Origin of the sequence: Halorarum salinum (genome assembly GCF_013402875.1) — an archaeon.
GTDB lineage: Archaea > Halobacteriota > Halobacteria > Halobacteriales > Haloferacaceae > Halorarum > Halorarum salinum.
The window spans coordinates 1,275,250-1,297,808 of record NZ_CP058579.1 but is presented as its reverse complement, the minus strand read 5'-3'; the positions used below and the strand labels follow the sequence as shown (position 1 = coordinate 1,297,808).

At 70.3% G+C, this 22,559-nt stretch carries 21 protein-coding genes and 1 tRNA gene; 9 read left to right on the top strand and 13 right to left on the bottom strand.

The window, feature by feature from the left end; genetic code table 11:
- The first annotated feature begins 142 nt into the window (after positions 1–142).
- Positions 143–1,828 carry a thiamine pyrophosphate-requiring protein gene (locus HUG12_RS06135; RefSeq protein ID WP_179267920.1) on the top strand — a complete coding sequence of 562 codons (1,686 nt, stop codon included), beginning with the start codon at positions 143–145 and terminating at the stop codon, positions 1,826–1,828.
- Between the two features lie 55 nt (positions 1,829–1,883).
- Here the strand turns inward: HUG12_RS06135 and HUG12_RS06130 are convergent, their stop codons facing one another.
- From HUG12_RS06130 to HUG12_RS06110, 5 genes are all read right to left on the bottom strand, one after another.
- Positions 1,884–2,486 carry a GNAT family N-acetyltransferase gene (locus tag HUG12_RS06130; RefSeq protein WP_179267919.1) on the bottom strand — a complete coding sequence of 201 codons (603 nt, stop codon included), beginning with the start codon at positions 2,484–2,486 and terminating at the stop codon, positions 1,884–1,886.
- Between the two features lie 104 nt (positions 2,487–2,590).
- Positions 2,591–3,607, bottom strand: a complete 1,017-nt coding sequence (locus tag HUG12_RS06125) for an SDR family oxidoreductase (protein WP_179267918.1) — start codon at positions 3,605–3,607, stop codon at positions 2,591–2,593.
- A 319-nt stretch (positions 3,608–3,926) separates the two neighbouring features.
- On the bottom strand, positions 3,927–4,427 hold the full coding sequence (locus HUG12_RS06120; protein ID WP_179267917.1) for an AAA family ATPase: 501 nt from the start codon (positions 4,425–4,427) through the stop codon (positions 3,927–3,929).
- A 114-nt stretch (positions 4,428–4,541) separates the two neighbouring features.
- Positions 4,542–4,907 (bottom strand): hypothetical protein, encoded by a 366-nt coding sequence (locus HUG12_RS06115; RefSeq protein WP_179267916.1) that lies wholly within the window; start codon positions 4,905–4,907, stop codon positions 4,542–4,544.
- A gap of 202 nt (positions 4,908–5,109) precedes the next feature.
- A complete protein-coding gene (locus tag HUG12_RS06110; RefSeq protein ID WP_218836409.1) occupies positions 5,110–6,312 on the bottom strand; it encodes a carboxylate--amine ligase in 1,203 nt (400 codons plus the stop codon).
- A gap of 289 nt (positions 6,313–6,601) precedes the next feature.
- On the opposite strand from HUG12_RS06110, the gene HUG12_RS06105 reads away from it, so the two are divergent.
- On the top strand, positions 6,602–7,522 hold the full coding sequence (locus HUG12_RS06105; protein WP_179267915.1) for a hypothetical protein: 921 nt from the start codon (positions 6,602–6,604) through the stop codon (positions 7,520–7,522).
- Positions 7,523–7,574: 52 nt separating this feature from the next.
- Here the strand turns inward: HUG12_RS06105 and HUG12_RS06100 are convergent, their stop codons facing one another.
- Positions 7,575–7,745, bottom strand: a complete 171-nt coding sequence (locus HUG12_RS06100) for a hypothetical protein (protein WP_179267914.1) — start codon at positions 7,743–7,745, stop codon at positions 7,575–7,577.
- 44 nt (positions 7,746–7,789) lie between these two features.
- On the bottom strand, positions 7,790–8,170 hold the full coding sequence (locus HUG12_RS06095; protein WP_179267913.1) for a hypothetical protein: 381 nt from the start codon (positions 8,168–8,170) through the stop codon (positions 7,790–7,792).
- Between HUG12_RS06095 and HUG12_RS06090 the strand changes: the two genes are divergently transcribed.
- Together HUG12_RS06090 and HUG12_RS06085 are read left to right on the top strand one after the other, a co-directional pair.
- On the top strand, positions 8,144–8,656 hold the full coding sequence (locus tag HUG12_RS06090) for a hypothetical protein (RefSeq protein WP_179267912.1): 513 nt from the start codon (positions 8,144–8,146) through the stop codon (positions 8,654–8,656). The two genes, HUG12_RS06095 and HUG12_RS06090, sit on opposite strands and share 27 nt — an antisense overlap.
- 165 nt (positions 8,657–8,821) lie before the next feature.
- Positions 8,822–9,991 (top strand): sensor histidine kinase, encoded by a 1,170-nt coding sequence (locus HUG12_RS06085; protein WP_179267911.1) that lies wholly within the window; start codon positions 8,822–8,824, stop codon positions 9,989–9,991.
- Between the two features lie 262 nt (positions 9,992–10,253).
- Here the strand turns inward: HUG12_RS06085 and HUG12_RS06080 are convergent, their stop codons facing one another.
- Positions 10,254–10,706, bottom strand: coding sequence for a hypothetical protein (locus HUG12_RS06080; RefSeq protein ID WP_179267910.1), 453 nt, complete (start codon positions 10,704–10,706; stop codon positions 10,254–10,256).
- A gap of 262 nt (positions 10,707–10,968) precedes the next feature.
- Here HUG12_RS06080 and HUG12_RS06075 point away from each other — a divergent pair, with 262 nt between their 5' ends.
- On the top strand, positions 10,969–11,343 hold the full coding sequence (locus tag HUG12_RS06075; protein ID WP_179267909.1) for a hypothetical protein: 375 nt from the start codon (positions 10,969–10,971) through the stop codon (positions 11,341–11,343).
- A gap of 941 nt (positions 11,344–12,284) precedes the next feature.
- Entirely contained in the window at positions 12,285–12,779 is a 495-nt protein-coding gene (locus tag HUG12_RS06070) for an MOSC domain-containing protein (protein WP_179267908.1), read from the top strand.
- Between the two features lie 194 nt (positions 12,780–12,973).
- Here HUG12_RS06070 and HUG12_RS06065 read toward each other — a convergent pair.
- From HUG12_RS06065 to HUG12_RS06050, 4 genes are all read right to left on the bottom strand, one after another.
- Positions 12,974–13,046 (bottom strand) — tRNA-Pro (locus HUG12_RS06065).
- Positions 13,047–13,123: 77 nt separating this feature from the next.
- Complete coding sequence (trmY, locus tag HUG12_RS06060; protein WP_179267907.1) at positions 13,124–13,714, bottom strand: tRNA (pseudouridine(54)-N(1))-methyltransferase TrmY; 591 nt, start codon at positions 13,712–13,714, stop codon at positions 13,124–13,126.
- Positions 13,715–13,831: 117 nt separating this feature from the next.
- The gene (gene ggt, locus HUG12_RS06055) at positions 13,832–15,454 is read right to left on the bottom strand and encodes a gamma-glutamyltransferase (RefSeq protein ID WP_179267906.1); all 1,623 of its coding nucleotides are present in this window, start codon (positions 15,452–15,454) and stop codon (positions 13,832–13,834) included.
- Between the two features lie 45 nt (positions 15,455–15,499).
- On the bottom strand, positions 15,500–16,249 hold the full coding sequence (locus tag HUG12_RS06050; RefSeq protein ID WP_394354283.1) for a potassium channel family protein: 750 nt from the start codon (positions 16,247–16,249) through the stop codon (positions 15,500–15,502).
- A gap of 531 nt (positions 16,250–16,780) precedes the next feature.
- Here HUG12_RS06050 and HUG12_RS06045 point away from each other — a divergent pair.
- The gene (locus HUG12_RS06045) at positions 16,781–19,129 is read left to right on the top strand and encodes a methyl-accepting chemotaxis protein (protein WP_179267904.1); all 2,349 of its coding nucleotides are present in this window, start codon (positions 16,781–16,783) and stop codon (positions 19,127–19,129) included.
- Positions 19,130–19,430: 301 nt separating this feature from the next.
- Here HUG12_RS06045 and HUG12_RS06040 read toward each other — a convergent pair whose 3' ends face one another.
- Positions 19,431–20,813, bottom strand: coding sequence for a M28 family peptidase (locus HUG12_RS06040; RefSeq protein ID WP_179270580.1), 1,383 nt, complete (start codon positions 20,811–20,813; stop codon positions 19,431–19,433).
- A 141-nt stretch (positions 20,814–20,954) separates the two neighbouring features.
- Here HUG12_RS06040 and HUG12_RS06035 point away from each other — a divergent pair, with 141 nt between their 5' ends.
- Complete coding sequence (locus HUG12_RS06035) at positions 20,955–21,878, top strand: DUF7344 domain-containing protein (protein ID WP_179267903.1); 924 nt, start codon at positions 20,955–20,957, stop codon at positions 21,876–21,878.
- Between the two features lie 175 nt (positions 21,879–22,053).
- The gene (locus HUG12_RS06030; RefSeq protein WP_179267902.1) at positions 22,054–22,323 is read left to right on the top strand and encodes a DUF2250 domain-containing protein; all 270 of its coding nucleotides are present in this window, start codon (positions 22,054–22,056) and stop codon (positions 22,321–22,323) included.
- Positions 22,324–22,559 lie beyond the last annotated feature (236 nt).

Sequence of the window (22,559 nt, the reverse complement as noted above, 5' to 3'; positions counted from 1 at the left end):
AAGCTTTCGGCATCGGGGCGGCCCCGGACGTCGGCGCCGGCGCGGCCCCGGTGGTCGGCGCGACCCCGGCCAGATATAAATCCGCTCGCCCCCTCGTTCGGCCCATGACGGCGAGTTCGGCCGACACGGACGGGGTGGCGACATGAGCGAGGGGGGCGACCCGAGCGACGAGGGCGGCCGGGAGGTCGGCGAACGCCTCGTCGAGCGGCTCGGGGAGCGGGGCGTCGAGTACGTCTTCGCGACCTTCGGCACCGACCACCCGACGCTGATCAGGGGGTTCGCCGAGGACGGCGCGCCGACCCCGATCCTCGCGCCCCACGAGATGGTCGCGGCCAGCGCCGCACACGGGTACGCACAGGCGACCGGGGACCCGGGCGTCGTCCTCGTCCACGTCGACGTCGGCACGGCGAACCTCGGGGCGAGCCTGCACAACGCCGCCCGCTCGCGGGTCCCGCTGCTGGTCGTGGCGGGGCGGACGCCGCTGACCACCGACGGCGAGACGCCGGGGTCGCGCAGCATCTTCGTCCACTGGTACCAGGACGTCGCCGACCAGCACGGGATCGTCCGCGAGTACACCAAGTGGGAGTACGAACTCGAGGCGGCGGAGAACGTCGACGGCGTCGTCGACCGCGGCCTCGACGTCGCCACGGCGGACCCGGCCGGCCCGACCTACCTGACGCTCCCCCGGGAGGTGCTCCGGCGGGAGGCGCCGGCGCCGACACCGAACCGGACCACGGCGACCGAGCCGGCCACGCTCGACGCCGGGACGCGCCGGAGACTCGCGGATCTGCTCGCGGAGGCCGAGCACCCGCTCGTCGTCACGAGCTACCTCGGTCGCGAGGAGGCCGCCGTGCCGGTGCTGGAGTCGTTCGCCGAGACCGTCGGCGTTCCCGTCGTCGAGACCGCGCCCGCGTTCGACCTGAACTTCCCCCGCGACCACCCCCTCCACTTCGGGTTCGGCGCCGAACCCCACCTCGACGAGGCCGACCTGCTCCTGGTCGTGGACTGTGACGTCCCGTGGGTCCCCAAACGCGCCAGCCCGCGGGCGGACGCGACCGTCGTCCACGTCGACGCGGACCCGGAGAAGCCGATGTACCCGATGTGGGACTTCCACGCGGACCTCCGGGTGCGCGCGGACGCGCAATCCGCGCTCGCGGACCTGACGGAGGCGTTCGACCCCGCGGACGGCGCCGACCGGGCGGACCGGTTCGGCGAGCGCGGCCTCGCCCGCCACGAGCGACGGCGCGACGCCGTCCCCGACGCCGCGGACGCCGACCGGATCACGCCCGACCTCCTCTCGCACGCGCTCGGGGAGGCGCTCGACGACGACGCGATCGTCGTCGACGAGACCGTGACGAACACGCCCTCGGTGCTGCGCCACTGCACCCGCACGAAGCCGGGTACCTACTACTCGTACTGTTCGAGCGGACTGGGCTGGGGCCTCGGGGCCGCGGCGGGAGTCGCGCTCGCGCGCCCGGACGCGACGGTGGTCGGTGTGGTCGGCGACGGCTCCTTCGTCCTCGGGAACCCGCTCGCCGCCGTCCAGATGACCGAGGCGTACGACCTGCCGCACCTCACCGTCGTCTACAACAACGAGGGGTGGGCCGCCGTCTCGGACGCGATCGCCGACCAGTACGACGAGGTCGGGTTCGATCCGTCCGAGTTCACGCGCTTCGACCCCGGCACCGACTACGCCGCGCTCGCCGAGGGGTGGGGCTGTCACGGCGAGCGGGTGTCCGAGCCCGCGGAACTCGAGGCCGCCGTCGAACGCGCTCTCGGCGCCGTCGAGGACGGCACGCACGCGATCCTCGACGTGGCGGTGCGCTGATGAAATAGCCGGAGCGCCCGTCTCGGACGCCCGGCGGCGGGCGGCCGTCGGGGGATCAGCGGGACGTGACCGAGTCCTCCCGTTCGCGCCACTCCCGGCGGAGGAGCCCGTACTGCACCGTGTCGACGTACTCGCCGTCGACGAACCGGTCCTTGCGGATCCGCCCCTCCTCCGCGAACCCGAGCGACTCCAGCAGGCCGCGGGAGGCATCGTTGAAGTCGTAGGCCACCGCGCCGACGGCGGGGTGGTCGTAGGCCACCGCGCCGACGGCGGGGTGGTCGTACGTCCGGAAGACGTGGTCGACGAGGAGCGAGACGGCCTCCGACCCGTGGCCCTCGCCGTGGACCTCCGGGACGAGCCAGTAGCCCAGATCCGGGCGCCGCCAGTCGGCGTCCGCGACGTGGACCGCGCCGAGGCGCCGCACGTCGTCCTCGTCGGGACGACCCGGTCCCGCGTCGACGCCGTCGAGGCAGACGAGGAAGTCGTCGCTCCCCGCGTCGTCGTCCGCCACGTCGATCCCCTCCCGGTTCCTGACGGGGTTGCCGATCGGGTACCGGATCCCGGGGTTGGCGAAGGCCCGCTGGAGGAACGGGACGTCCTCGCTCTCGACCGTCCGGAGCGTGATCCGCTCGCCGCTCGCGACGCGTGCGCCTGGCATGCGGACGGCGTGACGGCCACGGACGATACGCTTTGTGTCTCGCCGGCGGCCGTCCCCGTCTCCGCCCCACCGCACGCCGTGCTCGGTTGCGTCCGTCGGCACGCTCAGCGGCGCGTCGCCCGCCGCCAGGCGTACAGGGCGGCCGCGGCGGCGCCGAGCGCGGCCGCGGCGACCCCGGCCGACGGCCGACGCTGGACGAGCCTCGTGTAGAGGCTCGTTCCGGCGACCGGCCCGTCGTAGTCGCCCCGCTCCTCGAGGTCGCCCGCGGGGTCGTCGAGGCCGTTCCGCTCCAGCGGGCCGGCCTCGCGGTCCGTCCGCTGGAGGCCGAAGAACAGCCGCTCCATGACCGTGTCCATCACCCCCGACGCGACGCGGCCGAACACCGACAGGCCCGCGCCGCCCGCCCCGACGAACACGTCCCGCTCGGGACGTTCCGCGGCGTGGAGGACGGCGCGCGCCACCGTCTCGGGGGCGTAGAGCGGCGGCGGGAGGCGCGCCTCCCGGTCCATGTAGTTCTTCGCGTGCGCCGGATACGGGGTGTCGATCGCGCTCGGCTTGACGAGCGTGACCGAGACGGGCGCACCCTCCTCCTCCAGTTCCATGCGCAGGGCGTCGGTGAACGCCTTGACGGCGTGCTTGGAGGCCGAGTAGCTGCCTTGCAGGGGCAAGGCGCGGTCGGACGCGACGCTGCCGACGTTGAGTATCGCGCCGCCCCGCTCCCGCAGGTGGTCGGCCGCCTCGAGTGAGCCGTACAGGAGCCCCCAGACGTTGGTGTCGAACTGCTCGCGCATGTCCTCGACGGGGGTCTCCTCGAGGGTGCCGTAGAGGAAGACGCCCGCGACGTTGACCCAGGTGTCGAACCCGCCGTACGTCTCCCGGGCCACCCGCGCGACCTCGCGGACGTCGTCCCGGTCGCTCACGTCGGCGACGACGTACGTCGCGTCGCCGCCGTTCGCCGCGATCTCGTCGGCCAGTTCCGCCAGCGCGCCCTCGCTGCGCGCGACGAGCACCACGCGCGCGCCGCGCTCGGCGGCCATCCGCGCGGTCGCCAGGCCGATGCCGGACGACGCGCCGGTGATCACGACCACCTGCTCCTCGAGCGGTTTTAGCTCGACGGTCACGGATGCGCGCCCCCGGTTCCCGGACCGGACCCGCCGGCTTGCGTTCGTCCCGGGCGTCGCTGTGCTCCGCCGTCGACGGCGCCGAGCGTCTGTCTCCGGATCATCGTCGGTCCCTCACGAGCGGGGTGACACCACGGGCCGGACGCGCTTGCCGCCGGCCCCTGTATTCTCATGGTGGAACCGTCGCCGGAGGTTCCTCGACGGTCCTCGGCGAAGGTTCCTCGACGGACGTCGTGGAAGGCAGTCGCTGAACGCTCGTGCCGGCGTCAGGGGGAGAAATCGCGAGGGAATCGGGGACGTCCGTCGTCGATCCGCGGCGTCAGTACCGGGCGTCCACCTGCTGGCGGGTCTCGGGCAGGGCCCCGGAGTTGTCCACCGTGAGGTCGGCGGCCTCGACCGCCTCGAACTCCTCGCGGAGCAGTTCGTGGACCGCGAAGTCCGCGTCGCTCGCGTCGTCCTCGCGGGCGGCGATGCGCTCGCGGACGACCTCCTCGCTGCACTCGACCTTGACGAGGTCGAACGTCGCGCCGAGGTCGGCTGCCGTCTCGCGGGCCTTCCGCCGGTAGCGTTCCTCGCGGAAGGTCCCGTCGAGCACGGCCGCCCCGCGCGCGGTCACGGCCCGGGCGGCCCGGTCGAACAGTTCCCCGTACACCCGGCGGGTCTCCGCCTCGGTGTAGTCGGGGTCCGGGACGACGTCCTTGCGGACCACGTCGGTCCGGAGCAGTTCCCCGTCGGTCCGGTCGGCGATCTCCTCGGCGACCGTCGTCTTCCCCGCGCCCGGCAACCCACACACCACCACGAGCCGTTCCCTTCGGGACATCGGTCAGGTTCGGATGGATGCTGTTCGGGTGGGGTAATGGTGGTTGCGTTTTCGCGTCCGGTCGGTTCGGGACGAGTACACGAGGGCGGACGCCGGAGGGCCGAGCGGGGCCGGTCAGCGTCGGCGCCCCTCGGCGGTACACCACCGGTGCCGCGGGTGGACCCAGTCCCAGCCGGTCACCGCCTCCCGCTGGAGGTACTCGCCCTTGCGGCGCGGCCCGTCGGAGTCGCCGGGTTCCTCGAACCGGTCGACGCCGTCGGCGTCGAAGGCGGCCCGGACGGCGGTCCGGGTCAGGTGCGCCCAGTACACCGCGCGCTCGCAGCCGTCGACGAGGCCGAGCAACTCGAAGGGACCATCGTCCCGGTCGAGGAGCCGTTCCGTCATGGCGACGGCGTCGGTCGGCGATCTGTGCTCCGCGATGGTCCACGCGAGTTCGCCCTCGAGGTGCGTGAACGTGCCGTGATCGGTCGTTTCCGGCATGGTGTTCCCACCGTCGGGCGAGGAGGGGAAAGGGGTGAGCCGGAGGCGGACGGTGGAACTGAAAGTGGACGCCACCCGGTAACCGGTGCCCGACGGCCGGCGACCGAATCGAGGATGCCTCGAACCGAGAGGGCCGAATCGATAGCGGCCGAATCGACGACCGGCGCATCGACGGCGGCTGAACCGACGACCGACCCGCCGGCTACTTCAGTCGGTTGGAGACCAGCTGCTGGAAGCCGCGGACGAACACCCCGAGGTCGTCAGGGTGGGTGTAATCGAAGTAGGGCTGTCGGTACATCGACCGGAACTGCTCCCGGAGCGTCCCGAGGAGCCCCGGCCGCTCGACGTGGGGGGAGTCGTCCCGGAGGACGCTCACGAGGTAGCTGACCTCCCCGTTCGGCGAGTGGGTCCCCCGCCCGAGCTCGTAGCTCGGGTCGATCTCGTCGGCCCGACCGGTCGCCCGTTGCCAGTAGTAGTACGGGAAGTCGGCGCCGGCGTGGACCGTCGAGGGGAGCGACTGCCACATCCGCGGGTTGACCTCCGTGAGCACGAACTCGCCCGTCTCGGCGTGGCGCATGTACTCGATGCAGGCGAGCCCGTGCCAGTCCAGTTCCGAGAGCAGCGCCCGGGCGGCCTCCTCCAGCTCCCGGACGTACACCGACTTGCGGTACACCCCGCCCCCGCCGACGTAGGAGTCGCCCCTGATCTGGCGGTGCTGGAACGTCGCCAGCGGCTCGCCGTGGTCGTACAGCCCCGCGAACATGTACTCGCCGTCCGTCGGCACGAACTCCTGGACGATCGGAACGTGGTACATCCCCTCGACGAGCGCCTCGACGCCCGGCGTCTCGCCGGGTCGGACGTGCGTGACGTCCTTCGCGGTGTCGGCCCGCCCGGACGGGAACGACTCCACGTACTCGTCGGTGAGGAGGTTGTACCGCGACTTGACGACGTACCGGCCGTCCCAGTCGTCCGCCTCGTCGAGCGGGCGCGTCTCCGGGATCGGCACGCCGGCGCGTTCCGCGGCCTCGGCCAGCAGCATCCGGTCGTGGACGGCCCTGAGCGTCCCCATCGGGGGGACGACGAGGTCGACGTACCGCTCGAACTCGTCGGCGTACCGGGAGAGGACGTACGCGTCCTCCTCGCGCATCGGGACGACGGTACACACGTCGGGCCGGGCCGCGAGGCCGACGAGCGCGTCCTTGTAGGCGACGAGGTCCTCGCGAGGGCGTGGGAGGCGGGCCGTCTCGTCGCGGAACCGGGAGGCGTACACCGGCGGGTGCTCGTGCTCGGAGGCGAGCAACGTGTCGATACCGCGGGTGGCGAGCGAGCGCAGGCAGGGGTAGCTGCTCATGGGACTGAGCGGTGCCGGCAGCAGGACTCTCCCCGTCTCGCGGTCCTCGCTCACGGGAGGAAGCGTTGGACGCCGTCCGGCATCAATCCTGCACCGTGTTACGACGTTTATCAATCGCCTATCGCCACCGTTTCGGTCGTCGACGGGTCAGGACGACGGCTACGTGTGGCTTTCCCGTACGTAACTGGTCGGCAGCTGTCCGCGCGCGCGGAGCACGGCGCTGCTTCTCCGGTTTCGACGCCGGCGAACCCGACCGCCGGGGCGGCGGGACCGGTCCGTCGAGGGCCGTCCGGAAGTTAACTGACCAATTACTAACCAGGTACGTTCCGGACGTGTGATCGCGATGAAGGTAACAGATGAATTTCAGGTGCCGGAAGCCGACAAACGAACGTTCCTCAAGCTGCTCGGCGGGAGCGCCGCCGTGGGCGCCGTCGGGACCGGAACCGTCAGCGCCCAGGAGGCCATCGACGCCGAGCTCGAGGGGCCGCTCGAGGGCGTCGACGAGGCGGCCGGCACGATCGACGTCATGGGGATCGCCGTCGACGTCTCCGACGCCTCGATGAGTTCGCCCACGGCCGACCTGATGATCGGTGACCTCGCGGGCGACCCGTTCCCCGGCCGGGGGTCGACGCCGGGGTTCCTCGGCGGGACCGCCGCCCCCGTCGGGACGACGATGGACACGGGCGGGGTCGTGACCGCCGACACCCTGTTCGTCGAACCGGCCGAGAACGTGATCGTGGGCGCGGTGACCGAGAACACCACCGAGACGAACGGATCCAACGAGGACGCCATCAACGAGGGGACGTTCGCGGTCCAGGACACCGTGATCCGCACCGCGCAGGACCCCCGGTTGCCGTTCAGCGCGGTCGTCGAGGCGGGGTTCACCGTCGACGTCAGCACCGTCCCCGAGGGGAGCCTCGCGGAGGTCGAGGGCTACTACGGCGACGACGGCGTCCTCTACGCCCACACCCTCGTCGTCGAGGAGGGCGAGACCGACGGACAGCCGTCGACGAGCATCACGCGGGCCGAGTGTGACGACGACGACGGCGAACTGGAGGTCCGCGGCGAGTCCAGCACGCCGGACGGGTCGATCAGCGTCTACGACCACAACACGGACGAACTGCTCGGGACGACGGCGATAGAGCAGGGCGACGGCAGCACGGGCGAGTTCAGGCTCCGGGCGAACGTCGAGGAGTGCCCCACCGTGGTGCGTGCCGAGAACAGCAACGGGTCCCGGGACGTCTCCGACGTCGAGGTCGACTGACCCGAACGCCGCGTTCCCGGGTCGACTTCCCTTCTCCGACGACGGCCGGCACTCACTCCCGGCGCAGCCGTCGGAACTCGTCGTTCCCGCACCGGCAGACTCCCTCGATGCCGATGGGGCGCAACGTTCCGTCGTCCAGTCGCTGTACGGGGTACACGTGGCCGCAGTCAGTGCACCGCGCGAGGTCGTCGGGGTCGCCGCCAGAGTTCGGGTCACCCCCCATCGCCATCGGGTGCGCGGTCGTCGTACATGAACGGATAGACGTGGTCAAACGTTGCGTCTTGACCGGCCGGTAGCAGGTTCGTTCCGACCGACACCGGATGTGGCGTGCCGACCGTCGTCGCCCTCGGCGGTCCGTTCGTCGCCTTCGGCGTGCGGCTCGCCGTCCTCGGTGGCCCGCTCGTCGCCTCCGCAACCTCCCGTCGAGCCGTCCGTCGCGACTCCGGACCTCCCGAGCGGGTTCGACTCGATCGTTCCGATCCGACCGGACTGATCCGGCCCGACGTGGTCCCCACGCGACCCGGGTCCCGCGACCGGACCGACGAATAAAGCCATTAACTCGGGCCCCATACGTATGAACTGGAACTCGACCGCGACCGGTTCGAGGTCGTCGACGACGTGGTGACGTCGATCGACGCCAGTGACCACGCAGGGATCGACGTGGGGGACGCCCGTGCGAGCGACTGTCAGACGGAACCCGCCGGGCCACCGAACCACGAACACGACATGCAGTTCCCCCATCACGCGATCCCGGACGGGACGACCTGGGCGCCACACCACGTCTACATCGGCGTGCTGGTGACGCTGGTCGCGCTGCTCGTCCTGTGGGACGACGCTCGACGCTCGGAGTCCTGGCTGCTGCTGGCGGCGTTGTTCGGCGCGACGTTCGCGTTCGCGCTCGTCTGGCAACACTACGCAGCGGCGGGCGCGGTGCTCACGCTGACGCTGCTCGTCGTCGCGCTGTCGGTTCCCCTGTTCGGGCCGTTCTGGCGCGACTACCCGCTGTTCGGCTGGCGCGGCGTTGCCATCGTCGGCGTGCTCCTCGCGCTCGACGACGCGATAGAACACGCCTTCGGCTGGCCGATGCCGGCCGACTGGTTCTGGAAAGCCTGGCTGCACGGCGCGATCACGTGAGCGTCGGGCGCCGGGCGGGCCGACGCTCCGCCGGAGACGACACGCCCTTCGTGGCTCCGTCGCGTCGGCGCCCGGGAGTTTCGACGCGGACGGTCGATACACCAGACAGCTACGTCGGTGAACGCATCCGCTCGGCTAATTACGGTCGCGGCACGAGCCACGACAATGCCCCGCTGGTCCCGTCGCCTGTCGTGGCTGGGCCTCCTGATCGTGGCAGTCGCGGCCGGACACACGATCGAGAGGATAGTCAGGGAGGGAGCGATGGTGGAGCCGTTCGTCGAGTTCGCCCTGATCGGCTTCTCCGGCGTGCTGGTCCTGTCGGTCGGGAGGTGGCTGTCGCACAGCGAGATCGATCCCGAGTTCTACCCGCGGATCGTGTTCTGGTGTCTCGGCGGGGTGGGGGTGCTGTTCGTCTTCCTCGTCCTGCGCAGCGTTCACCCGGGGGTTTCCAACCCCTTCACCTACTGGCTTCGGGCGATCGCGCTGGCGCTCGGGTCGATCGCGGGCCTCGGCATCGGCGTTCACGACGCCCGGGCCGCGACCCGCGAGCGGGAAGTGACGAGGCGGAACGAGGAGCTGACGGCGACGCGAACGGAACTCGAGCGAGCGATCCAACAGGTGGAGGCGTCCAACGAGCGGCTCGAACAGTTCGCGTACGCCGCCTCCCACGACCTGCGGGAGCCCCTGCGGATGGTGTCGAGCTACCTCCAGTTGATCGAGGGCCGGTACGGGGACGAGCTCGACGAGGACGGCCGGGAGTTCGTCGGGTTCGCCGTCGACGGCGCCGACCGCATGCGGAACATGATCGACGGCCTGCTCGCGTACTCGCGCGTCGAGACGAAGGGCAACCCGTTCGAGCCAGTCGACCTCGAGGCGGTCCTCGAGGACGCACTCGCGGACCTCCAGGTGATGATCGAGGAGCGCGACGCCGAGATCACGGCCGGGCCACTCCCCCGCGTCCGCGGCGACGCGACCCAGCTCCGGCAGCTCCTCCAGAACCTGTTGAGCAACGCGATCGAGTACTCCGACGAGCGGCCCCGCGTCGACGTTTCCGCCGAGCGGCAGGGGTCGGAGTGGGAGATCTCGGTTCGGGACGAGGGGATCGGCATCGACCCGGCCGATCAGACGCGGATCTTCGAGATCTTCCGCCGGCTCCACGCGGTCGACGAGTACTCGGGTTCGGGGATCGGGCTGGCGCTCTGTCAGCGGATCGTCGAGCGCCACGGCGGGCGCATTCGGGTCGAGTCCACCCCCGGCGACGGTTCGACCTTCTCGTTCACCGTCCCGGCGTGCGGGAACGGGCCGGTCGACGCGGACGCGGGTTCGAGTTCGTGATGGTCCCCCATCGTCGAGGGCCGTCCGTGTCGACCTCGTCCGGCTCATCGATCCCGCGGACGTCGAACCGCGCGGTCCTGACGCCCCGGAGCATGTGGTCCCGGAGGATCGCCCGCTCCCAGTCCGCGGTCGGGCCGAGCGGTTCGTGCTCGCCGCGGAACTTGTCCCCTTCCATGCGGTCCACAGTCAGGTGAGATGTGATTGCTAAATGCAGAGGATAGGGACCGTCGAAGTTTCCTGATGGAGGTACGCCGTTGTATGATCAACGCTCGCTGGTGATACGCTCCCACCGATCAGGGGACAGCGTGCTATAGGCCGGGGATGCGTGTCCTTCCTCGTCGATGCGAATATAGAGGTGGTTGCAGGTTACCCGCCACGAATGCGTGGCCGTCTCACCGCCGTGGAGTACGGATACGACGTGTGAACGGAGATCAGTGAGGACGTTTGCTACGTGGGCGACTTCCGGATGATAGGTGTGTCCCTGAGCATCCGTCGCTGCAGGAACTTCGAACGTTTTGGAGAACACGTTCCGCCCAAGCAACCCGGTCTCGATCTCCACCGACACGGATTGCGGGCCCCCTCTGTGGTTCTCGATGAGGACGCCGAACCGTGACGGCGGGGCACACGCGGTTGCTTCTCTCGCTCGCGAAAGACGCCCGGCGCTCGACCCGAGGATCCCGACGGGGAGTGCACTGACGATCCCTCGCCGCTTCATGCTCCGCAGGAGCAGGCGAATCGCAAAGTCCTTTCGTGATACAACTTCTGTTTACCTTGCTGATTTGCTGATCTACGGAGGAACTGTCGCGCACCTTCTCGGCCAGAAACGAAGCTTCGTGAGGACAACAGTAGTCCCTCTCGTTGCTGGGACCTGTTTCGTCCGGACTCTACCGGTTCCCGGACGTTCAGCGGTCACGGTCAGGTGAGGGGATCGGCAAGTACAGGGGAAGCATTTATCGATAGACTGTCATCCGTGGAGTATGTTCAGCCCTCCATCCCGTCGTACGGTCCTCCAGCTTTCCGGGCCGACTCTCGTCTCCGTCTCAGGGAGTCTCTGGGGTGGTCTCTCGGACCTGGCGTACTCTAACCGGATGGGGCGAGACATCGTCGTGACGACTACCGTCACGCGAGTTACTACCGGAGAGACGGTGTTGTCTGATACGAAAACGATTCCCACGGACGACTCAGTTAGTTACGGAAACCCGATTAAGCGGGAGGAACCGTTCTTGATTCGCGTCTCCGTAGAGAACGGACCGGAAGAGACGTACGAGTGGACTCCTTCTGATTCTGATGCAGTCGGACTCTCGGTCCGTATCTCGGGGGACGCCATCGAATTCACGGAGGTCGTCCGGTAACCGTGACACGTGAGTTTTAGTGGTTCAACGAGAAGCTCGCAGGCTCACATCGCCGCTGTTGCGAGCGCTCTCGATCAGAATCGAACTCGGTTGGGACCATATCGTCCGGGATTGCACTCCTTCTCGGACGCCCGACGGTCCACAGTTCGGCGGGAGGGGATCGCTACGTACAGATGAACCACGAACCATTCGAATGGAGTGCATTCATATGCGCACGGAGACAGTCTGCGAGCAGACGCCGACAGTATGAGCCTCCTCGAAATCCTGCTCGGAACTGGACTCGTTGCCGGGGGAGGTGTAGCGGGTCTCGTGTATCTGGACTGTGCGCGGCGAGGAATGCCAGTACCCAGTCGCCTCGGACGGGCACTCGCCTGTGGTGGGGGCAGTTTCGGTAGTTTCCTCGTCCCCCACGTGTTCTCGCAGGAACTGCAGTACTTGTACTTCCGGGCGCTGAAACCCCGGCCAATCGCAGTTTCCCCCCGTGAGTGGCTTTCGGTTAGTCTCACGATCGGGCTCGTAATCGGAGTCGTACTCATGAGTCTGTATTTCGCTGGGAGCCGATTCCAGAGCAGAACGCAGGCCGAAACGCAGTAGATGCCAAATCGCTGGGTGCGCAGACCCAATTAGCGGCTGTAGCGCTCACTTTTGACCGGAGATGAATTTCAGAGTGATAACACCAGTCCCTCCTGCCGGCTGGGACCATATTGTCCGGGATTCACTCCTTGTCGGACATCCGACGGTCCACATTCACGTGAGACACGATCGCTAAGTACGGTTCAAATATTGCCCACGAGACGTCCGGCTGAGGCGCGAATATATCCCTTCTCAACTTGGATTTCATCCAACTTTTCCACTATTATTCGGATATGGTCCATCATAATCGCCCCATTGGGAACATAGTACACCAAAGACATTTGCTTTTGCACTAACTCTCTGTGAGTATGACTGGAGTCGGAATCGCCGAACGCATCTTCACTGCTCCCGAAGCCGAGGTCGAAATGAACGAACGCAGTGAAGTCGAGGCCGTCGCTGGAAGCGGCCTTCGGGGCGACAGATACTTTCGCGAAATCGAAACCGGGACCTTCGTCACGTGGGGGCCGAACGAGGAGCGCCACGATGGCTACGATCTGACGCTTATCGAGCGAGAAGCCATCGACGCAATCGACCGCGAGGCAGACATCGAACTCGCTCCCGGCGAACATAGGCGAAACATCGTCACCCGGGATACCGCCCTCAACCATCTCGTCGGCAAGCGATTCCGTGTCGGTGAAGCCGTCTGTCGGGGTGATCGGCTCTGTGAACCCTGTGGGTATCTTCAGGACATCACCGGGAAGGACGTCCTGGACGCCCTGGCCCATCGGGGTGGGCTTCGGGCGGACGTCATCGAAAGTGGGACGATTCGTCCCGGTGACGAAATCGAACCGCTCGAGAAGTAGCCGTCACGGAGTCGACGCGGAAAGAGTCGATTCATACACTCGCAGGTTCTTCTTAGCGGCTATCACGTGCACAGTCGAGTGAAATCAAATGGTCCATCGACGAGACCGTCGAACGGTTAGCGCGCGTTCGAGGTCGCGGTCGGCACTCACGCGGACGACTCGCCGTCGCTCGTCGTTGCGAAGTGGGGTGAAAATGGGCCGGCTCAGATTCGAACTGAGGTTACGGCCACCCGAAGGCCGAAGGATACCAAGCTACCCCACCGGCCCGCGTTTCGAGGGTGGCCGCGCGCTCCTTTAACGCTTCCGAAAGGGCCGCCCTCAGGCGCTCACGCCATCGCGACGCCTCAGTACGACGTGTAGCCGTCGGTGTCGAGGTAGTTGTGCGTCACCGCGATGGCGTGGTCCGCGTGGATCGCCTCCGGGCCGACCCGGAGCCTGGCGTCCACGCGGTCGGCCAGCGACTCCGCTTCGGCGTCGGTGAAGTCCGAGTGGTCCGAGAGCACGAAGATCGGGTCCGCCGGCGGGTCGTGCTCGGCGGCCGGTTCCCCGTCCTCGTGGAGCTGGACGAGCGTGCCGGCGAGCGCGTCGAGCGTCTCCGCGAGGCCCATCCGGTACAGCTCCACCCCGGGGGCGACCTCCGCGGGCATGTGACCGATGGCTTCCTCCCGGACTTCGAGCGCCTGGCGGACCCGCGCGGCCGTGCTCCGCTCGTCCGGGTGCAGCCCGCGCGCGGTCGCGCCGTCGAACCTGACGACGTACTCGTCCCGCAGGACGAGGTGGACCCGGCTGTCCTCGCGGATGCCGTGCGAGAGGAACAGCCCGGCGTTCACGCACCGCGCGAGGAGGTCGAGCCTCCCCGCCGCGCCCGGCAGGTCCTCGAGCGGGAAGTCGGGGGTCGTTGGGGCCTCGTGGCCGCAGACGACGAACTGTCGCATACCGCCACGGGGTGCCGCGGCGCCTTATGCCCGCCGACCCGCCGCCGGGCGCGGGGAGCGGAGGCGAGCGCCGCACCCGTGAGGAACGTCGACCGTCGGCCCCCGGTCGACGCCGGCTCAGTAGCCCTGCGCGTTGCCGTCCTTCCGGGGCTCGGTCGCCGCCGAGAGCGTCCCCTTCTCGTTCCGGACGATCTGTGCGCCGCCGAACTGCCCCGAGGGGAGCGTCCGCACGTCGTGGCCCTTCCGGGCGAGCTTCGCCGCGACGTTCGAGTCGAAGTGGGGCTCCAGCGCGAGGCTGCCGTCCTCGCGGTAGCGCCACCGCGGCCGGTCGAGCGCCGCCTGCAGCGGGAGGTCGTAGTCGACGACGTTCGAGATCACCTGGAGGTGGCCCTGCGGCTGCATGTAGCCGCCCATCACGCCGAAGGCCGCCCAGTCGTCCTCGTCGAACCTCGCCAGCGCGGGGATGAGCGTGTGGAACGGGCGCTTGCCCGGTTCGAGGCTGTTCGGGTGCTCCGGGTCGAGCGAGAACGACGAGCCGCGGTTCTGGAGCGCGATGCCGGTGTCGCCCGCGACCAGCCCGGAGCCGAAGCCGGCGAACCGGGAGTTGATGTAGGAGACGACGTTCCCCTCGTCGTCGGCGACGCAGAGCAGGACCGTGTCCGCGTCCTCCGCGTTCGCGCCGGGGACGCCGAAGGTGACGTCGTGGTTGGCCGTCTCGCCGACCGCCGCCGCGCGCTTCCGGGCCCACCCCTTCGAGGCGAGCGGCGGGTGGTCCTCGAACTCGGGGTCGGTGATGTAGCGGTGGCCGTCGTGGAACGCGAGCTTCAGCGCCTCCGAGAAGTAGTGGACCCGTTCGGGCGAGTCGAGGTCGTGCTCGCCGGCGCCCAGCTCCTCCGCGACGTTCAGCGCCTCCAGCGCGACGAGCCCCTGGTTGTTCGGCGGGAGTTCGAACACCTCGACGCCGTCGTACGTCGTGGAGACGGGGTCCAGGAACTCGGGCTCGAAGCCGGCCAGGTCGTCGGTCGTCATGAAGCCGCCGGCCCGCCGGACCTCCGCCGCGATCGCCTCGCCGATCTCGCCCTCGTACACCACGTCGGCGCCCTCCTCGGCGATGCGCTCCATCGTCGCGCCGAGCTTCGGGAGCGTGACGGTCCGGCCCGTCGACGGCGCCTCGCCGTCGAAGAGGAACGCCTCCCGGGCGTGGTCGGACTCGAACAGCTCCTCCCCGTGCTGCCACTGGGCCGCGACGACCTCCGAGACGGGGTAGCCCTCGGTCGCGTAGCGGACGGCCGGCCGGAGCAACTCGCCGAGCGACTTCTCCCCGAACGTCTCCGCGGTGAGCTCCCAGCCGCGGGCGGTTCCCGGGACGGTCACGGCGTGTGCGCCGGTTTCGGGCATCTCCGCATCGGCCGGGTCGACGCCCTCCTCCTCGGCCACGGCCTCGCGCACGTTCCCGATCGTCGCGCCCGCAGGTGCCGGGCCACAGGAGCGCATCGCCCCCACCTCGCCGTCGGCCGTGCGGTACAGCGCGAACACGTCGCCGCCGAGCCCCGTCGAGGTGGGCTCGACGACGTTCAGCGCGGCCGCCGTGGCCACCGCGGCGTCGAAGGCGTTGCCGCCGTCCTCGAGCACCGAGATGCCCGCCTGCGAGGCGAGCGGCTGGCTGGTGGCGACGACGCCCCGCTGGCCGTACACGGTCGAGCGGCGGGAGGCGAAGCGGTCGAGGTCTGGTTCGCGCATACGTGGCCGTGGGAGCCGCCGCGTAAAAGTCACCACCGAACGCGGCTAGATGTCCGCGGACACGTGCTCGGCGCTCACGACCTCGGGAACGACCACCTCGTCGGCGCCGACCCGCCGGGCGAGCGCCTCGTCCATCTCGTCGCCCGCGCGGACGACGAGCCTCACCGTCGGCACGAGGTTGCTCGACGCGACCGCGATCTGGACGTTCGCGCTCGTGTCGTCGATGGCGGCGACGACCGTGGTCGCCCGTTCGACGCCGGCGTCGGCGAGCACCTCCCCACGCCTGGCGTCCCCCTCGACGGCGAGCAGCCCGTCCGCGAGCGCCCGCTCGAACCCCTCGGTCCGGCGCTCCACGACGACGACCTCGCGGCCGTTCTCGCTGAGCCGCGAGGCGACGGTCCCGCCGAAGGTGCCGTAGCCGCAGACGATCACGTGCCGGTCCAGCTCCTCGATCCGCTGTTCCGTTCGCATGTGTTCGAGTTCCTCCCGTATCCGCCCGCCGAACGCCGCCGAGAACACCGTCTCGCCCGTCCACAGCCCGGCCACGACGAGCCCGCTGAGCACGATCAGCGCGTACGCCTTCACGAGCGTCTCCGGCCCCTCGTGCTCGCGAAAGTGGAGTTCGATGCTCGTCGGGTCGAGCAGCCAGAACAGCGCGTCCACGGCGCCGACGCTCGCGAGCGCGCCGAACCCCGCGACGCCCGCGGCGACGACGGCCACGAACGCGACCAGCGGCCGCAACAGCCGACGGAGCAGCGTCCGCCGGACGACCGCCTCGACGAGGCGGCTCGGCACGCTCACGCCCGCTCCCCGCCGGTGGCGGCCGGCCGGTTCCCGACCGGCCGGGACGCCGTGCGGGGTCGGTACCGGACGTCCGCGAACCCACGTAATTGGACGTTCGAGTTCCTTTTCTCGGTTTTCGTTCGTTCTTCGACCACTGTTCGGACCCAGTAGAAAATTATCCCACCCTTAGAAATAGATTCCTACGTTACCATAAATCGTTATCGAGCGGCGCTCGGATCGGCGTCGACGCGACGCCGGCTGGCTCCGTCACGTCGCCGGCGGCCGTCGAGCGCCGGGGGACGTCGGCCGGGGGTCCGCCGTCGCGCGGCCGGCGAGTCATCGGATCTGATAATTTGTCCGGTAACGTAAAACGTCGGACCGGACCTCCATCAGGTAGTCGCCGACCCGCCGGTCGTCCCCGTACTCGGCGGGCAGCGCGGAACCACAGATGAGCCAGACACGACGAGCACGACGGGAACGACGCGGGCGGGAACGACGAGCGCCGGACGTCCCCCGGCCGAACGCGCGCCGCGGGGTTCACGGATGAACGTCGACCCGCGTCGGAGCTACACCGCCAAGGTGGTCCTCGGGGTCGCCGCCGTCCTGCTGGTCGGCGGGATCGTGGGGGCGGCCGTCTACGCCGACGTCACCGACCAGGTCCGCAGCGAACAGCGGGACGGCCTCGCGGGCCAGGCGAACATGCAGGCGAGCGTGCTGGAGACCGTCCTCGCCGACGTCGATCGCTCGGCCGACACGACCGCGAGCGAACTCTCCCGCGTCTCGACGTCGACGACCGACGGCGAGGAGCGGCAGTGGCGCATGCAGTCGGTGCTCACCAGCCGGGCCCTCGGCAGCGACCGCGTCAGGGCGGTCCACTACGCCCGGTACGGCGGCGAGATATCCGCCACCTCCGGCGACGGACTGACCGGGAAGAAACTCGCCGACGTCGGCCTCGAACCGCCCGAGGACGCGAACGCGGGGATCCAGTACGTCGAACGCGACGGACACCGGTCCTGGGTGCTGTTCACCCGGACGAACACCGGCGGCACGCTCGTCACCGAACTCAACGCCACCGCCATCGCGGCGGAACTGGAGACGATGGTGCCCGGGTCGCGGACGCGCGTCGTCGACGCGAACGGCGTCGTGGTGCTCGACACCGAGTCGCCCGAGGCGGTCGGCACCCAGCACGTCGAGGGCGCGGGCGTCGACTCGCCCGCCGTCGTCGCCGGTCTGAACGGGACCGCCGGGGCGGCGACCCTCGAGGCGGGCCGGTCCGGGAGCGACGGGCGCGCGGTCGTCGCCCACCGCGGCGTCGACGGGGCGAACTGGGCGATGGTCTCGTCGGCGCCGCCGTCGACCCTGTTCGGCCTCGCGGACGCGGTCGGGCTCCGCGTGCTCGGACTGCTCGCGGCAGTCGGCGTCCTGCTGGTCGGGTTCGCGCTCGTCGTCGAGCGGCCGACCGTGCTCGCGCTCCGTGACCTGACGGCGACGGCCAGCGACCTGGAGGCGGGCGAACTCGACCGCGAGATCGACAGCGACCGGCGGGACGAACTTGGCGACCTCTACCGGGGGTTCGACGCGATGCGGGTCGGGCTCCGGGAACGGATCGAGGCCGCCGAGCGCGCCGAGGAGGACGCGCTGGCCGCGAAGCGGGAGGCCGAACACCTCTCCTCGCACCTGGAGGAGAAGACCGCCCACTACGGCGCGGTCATCGGCCGCGTCGCGGACGGCGACCTCACGGCCCGCGTCGACCCCGGGAGCGACGCCGAGGCGATCCGACGGCTCGGGACCGAGCTGAACGAAGTGCTCGCGGAGCTCGAGGACACCCTCGCCGAGGTGCAGGCGTTCGCGGACTCGGTGCGGGGCGCCAGCGACGACCTCGCGCGGAGCGCGACCGAGGTCGGGCAGGTGAGCAGCGAGGTCGCCGAGTCGATGACCGAGGTGAGCTCCGACACCGCCGACCAGCGGGAACGGCTGGGCGAGGCGGCCGACGAGATGAACACCGTCTCCGCGACCGTGGAGGAGGTCGCCTCCACCGCCGGCGGCGTCGCCGCGACCGCCGAGGAGACCGCCGCCGAGGCCCGCGAGGGCCGCCGGGCCGCCGAGGACGCCGTCGAGGTCGTCGAGGACGTCGAGACGCGCGCCGAGGACGCGGTCGCGGAGGTGGAGACGCTCGTCGAGCGGATGGAGGCGGTCGGCGAGGTCACGGAGGCGGTCTCGCAGATCGCGGACCGGACGAACCTGCTCGCGCTCAACGCCAACATCGAGGCGGCCCGCGCGGGCGAGGGGAGCGAGGGGTTCGCGGTCGTCGCGGAGGAGGTGAAGTCGCTCGCGACCGAGGCCCAGGACCGGGCCGAGGAGATCGAGACCCAGCTCGCCAGCATCCGGACCCAGACCGAGACGACCGCCGACGACATGCGGGGCGCCCGGGAGCGGCTCGGCGAGGGCGCCGAGACCGTCGAGACGGCCGCGGACGCGCTCCGCTCGGTCGCCGATCTCGTGGAGGAGGCGAACGCCGGGATGCAGGACATCGACGGCGCGACCGACGACCAGGCCGAGAGCGCCGAGGAGGTCGCCGCGATGATGGACGACGTCCGGTCGGCCGCAGGGGAGACCGCCAGGGAGGCCGACGGCGTCGCCGCGGCCGCCGAACGGCAGACCGCCTCGCTGGGGGAGGTCGTCGGCGTCGCCGACGACCTCGCGGAGCAGGCGATGGAGCTGGACGGCGCGCTCGCGCAGTTCGAGACGGACGTGGACGAGGGCGCCGGGGCGACGGGGGACGGAGCCGTCGACGGGGACCTCGACGACGGCGAGATGGAGTGGGTGGGCGGCGACGTGGCGGGCGGATCCGGGTCGGGCGACGCGGCAGCCACCGACGGCGGGAGCGAGTGACTCCCCGCCACCGATCGGCGACGACCGGCCGGATGTCCGCGTGAACGGCCGCATCCGCGGCCGACGGCGACCGGCGACACAGCCGGCGGCGGCTCGCCCGGAACCGTCACGGGCGGGACTGAAAGGGGCCGCGGCTCCGCGGTCGCGCGTCTCGCTGTGCTCCTCGGCTCGCTCACTCCGTTCGCTCGCCTGCGGTGCTTGCTTCGCCGTGCTTCCCGCGGAGCCGCGGGGGCTTTCGAGGTCACGGTTTCGGATCCGAGTCACGCCGTCCCGACGACCGGAGCACGGCCAAACGAGTGGCCTACTCCGGATCGTCGTACGGCCAGCGCCCGCCCATCTTCAGCTCCTGGACGTACCCGTCGTCGATGGACTCGGCCATCGACGCGCGGCTCCGGCGTGGCGTCTCCACGTCGTCGCTCGCGAGCCTGGCGACGGCCTCCGCGACGAGGACGGCGACGTCGCGGAGGTCCCGCGAGTCGAGTTTGTCGAGCGTGTCGGCGTGGGTGTGCCCCCAGCCGCGACCCGACGACTCCGAGACCGTCGAGGTCATCACCGCCGGGACGCCCTCCTGGACGAACGCCCACTGGTCGCCGTGCGGGGAGATCGTGTCGTCGGTCGCGAGCGGGGCGTCCATGTCGTCGGTGACCTCCTCGAACACGGCCTCCACCGACTCGAAGCCGTTCGAGCCGACCCGGAGCGACCGGCTGGAGCAGGCGCCGTCGAGGTTCACGACGCACTTCACCGAGTCGAGGTCCAGCGTCTCGGCGGCGTGGTAGGCGCCCCAGAGGCCGATCTCCTCGGAGCCGAACGTGATGCATCGCACGCGCGTGTCCAGGTGTACGTCCGTCAGCAGCCGCCCGACCTCCGCGACCAGGGCCGAGCCGGCGCCGTTGTCGTTCGCGCCGTCGCTCACGTCGTGAGCGTCGACGTGGGCTGTGAGCAGGACCATCTCCTCGGCTTCGACGGTCTCGTCGGCTCCGCCGCGGCCCTCCGGACCGCGCGGGTCCACGTCCGCGACGACGTTCCGCGAGGTGGTCGGCTCGTTCCGGCAGTCCACCGAGACGGTCACCTCGCAGCCCTCCTCCGCGTAGCGGGCGAGGCGGGCGCCCGCCTCGCGGGAGACGCCCAGCGCCGGGATCGGCCCGGGGCGCTCGTGGTAGCCCACCTCGCCGGTCGGGGGCACCGACCCCTCGACGTGGTTGCGGAACAGGAACGCGACGGCGCCGCGGTCGGCGGCGTTGACGTACTTCTCCATCCGGTGGATCCAGCGGTCGGCGTCCTCGGGGGTGTTCGAGGAGGCGAGCGCGACCGCACCCTCCAGCTCGTCCGCGTTCGCCTCGAACTCCTCGTAGGTGCCGTCGCCGACGTCCACCACGCGGCCGGTCGCCCCGCCCGAGGGGCTGCCCGGCAGCGCGAGCACGTCCTGCTGGCCGTCGTGGACCCGCTCGTGCGGTTCGTGGATCTCGAGGGACGAACTGCCCCGCCACCAGCCGGGGATCTCGAACTCCTCGAGGTGCGGGTCGCGCAGACCCGCCTCGGCGAACGCCTCGCGGACGACCTCGGCGCCGCGCCGCTCGCCCTCCTGACCGGCCATGCGGTTGCCGACGTCGACGAGGTCGGTGAGCGTGTCCCACGCGAACGCGCTGGTCTGTGCGTCGCCGACGACGGCGTCGGGCAGGTGCATGTCCATGGGTTCGCTCGCACGGACAATAGCCTCCGGGTCGCGGTGGTCCACGGACCGACTCGACCGCATCGGCCGTTTCGGGCGAGGATCGGTAGAAACTATCGGGGCACACTTTTCATCCGGTAGATGTTAACTTATGTCATGGTATCGCACGGGGACGAAGTTCTGGGGCTCCTCGCCGACGCGGGGTACCGGGCGATCCTGACGGTCCTGTGGGAGGCGGAGGGACCGCTCCACGCGACCGAACTGGCGGACCGGCTCGTGACGGGCGAGGCCCCACTGCTCGACGCGTCCGAGTACGAACGGGAGACCGAACGCACGCTCGTCTCGCTGCACCACCATCGCCTGCCGAAGCTCGCGGACGCCGGCCTGGTGGAGTACGACCGCGACGAGCGGACCGTCGACGTGTGCGGCTACCCGGACGTCGAGGCCGAGTGGTTCGACTGCGGGATGGTGGACGAGGCGCTGGCCCGGTTCCGGCCCGGCCGTCGATCCGACGAGGAGGGGGTCGGAGTCCTCGAGGGGAGGGAGGACGTGTATCGGTACGCCCGACGGCTCGCCGACGAGGCCGAGGAGGAACTGTTCCTCATCTACGCCTCCGACGACCTGCTCGACCAGGGCTGTCTCCCGCAGGCGAGAAACGCCATCGAGCGAGGGGTTCGGTTCTGCGTCGGCTCCGGCGACCCGGCCGTCCGCGAGTTCTTCCGTGCGAACCTCCCCGGGGCGACCGTCTGGGAGCCGCAACTCGACTGGGCGAACGACCCCTCGGCGTACCCGCGGGTCGACCGGCTCGTCTTCGCGGACCGGGAGGCCATCGTCCTCGGACTCCTGGATGGGGCGGACGCCGACGGCGAACCCGCGGCGGCCCCGGTCGGGGAGACCGCGACGGCCTCCGACGACGGGCCGACGGCCGGGACCGACGGCGAACGGACGGAGACGGCGATGGTCGGTCGCGGCGAGTCGAACCCGCTCGTCACGTTCGCCCGCGAACTGCTGGGACCGCGGCTCGACCACCTCGACCACCAGAGCGAGGGGTTCCGGGACGAACTCCGGGGCCGGTCGTAACCCCCTCCGGACCGCCCGGCTCCGCGGCGACGCCTCGACCAGACGGCACCGAACGGTCGGCAGCCGTCCCGTCAGGACCCGCCGGGCGGGGCGTTCCCGCGACCGGCCGGACCCATGTCACGGCGTCACGTGGGGCCGCTACTTTCATGTGGTATGCTATCGAATGACGCAATAGATGCCGGAGCCCGGTACGCTGACCGACACGGACAGACGCGTCCTCGGCTACCTGCGGGAGTCCGGCGCCGACTACCCCGCGCTCGTCGCGGGCAATACCGGCGCCCACATCCCGCTCGTCGAGCGGCGCATCTCGGTGCTGGTCGACCGGGGGCTGGTGGAGGCCGTCTCGGGCGAGACCGTCTACCGGATCACAGCGGCCGGCGAGGCGGCCATCGACTGTCCCGAATCCGACCCGCAGGCGGGGCGCTCGACGCTTGGACTGGAGTGACGAGGGGGTCGGCGAACCCGGTTCCGGTTCCCGAGTTCCGACGCCGATCCGGCTTCCGAGTCCCGACGCTGATCCGGCTTCCGAGTCCCGACGCCGAATCCCGTCCCGCTCGCGGGTTCCCGTTCGACCGCGCTTCCCCGCCGGGAAGCGTTCGCGAGGCCGAAGACGGGGTCGGACGAGGCGACGCACCGGCGGGCAGGGAACCCCCCGCCGTCGACGGTCGGCGCGGGGGAGGG